The sequence below is a fragment of the Sphingomonas hankookensis genome, from assembly GCF_001619955.1.
Lineage (GTDB): Bacteria > Pseudomonadota > Alphaproteobacteria > Sphingomonadales > Sphingomonadaceae > Sphingomonas > Sphingomonas hankookensis_A.
Genome location: NZ_LQQO01000052.1, coordinates 1 through 498, shown reverse-complemented (window position 1 = coordinate 498; position 498 = coordinate 1). Strand labels below are relative to the sequence as shown.

Genomic DNA, 498 nt, shown 5'->3' with positions numbered 1-498 from the left:
CGGGCGCAGCCGCCTTGTTGATGGCTATTGCTATGCCAGCATATGAGGGCATCACCGATCCGCTCGAACGGATCTGGCGGAGCGCTGTGGCATTTGCCGTGTTTGGCGCTTACCCTCCAGCCTTTATCATCGGGCTCCCGGCGTTCTTCATGTTACGCCGACACGTCAATGCGACAATCATCAACTGCGCTGCGACTGGTGCAGTGGTCGCCGCTCTTCCCTGGCTCGTGCTCGCGTTAATAAGTCGACCGGATAATGCGAGCATTGATGGACGATCAACCGTCATCGACGGATCTTTGACTGCTTACGGATGGCTGATGAACTTCTACTACGTCGGCCAAATTGCCCTATTAGGCGCTATTGCAGGCGCGCTGTTTTGGTTCATTGCTGCGGCTGGCAGCCGAACCGGCAAGGTAGAACAGATATGATTGTGCGGAAGGAAAGAGGCTGCACGCTCTACCGCACAGCCTCTTGACCTGAGAACTCCCATGTGAGGGG

Annotated in this window: 1 protein-coding gene; it reads left to right on the top strand. The window is 56.4% G+C overall.

The features are described 5' to 3' along the window. On the top strand, positions 1 to 428 hold a 428-nt coding region (locus tag AVT10_RS18610), incomplete at its 5' end, for a hypothetical protein (protein WP_084401784.1). Positions 429 to 498: the final 70 nt, after the last annotated feature.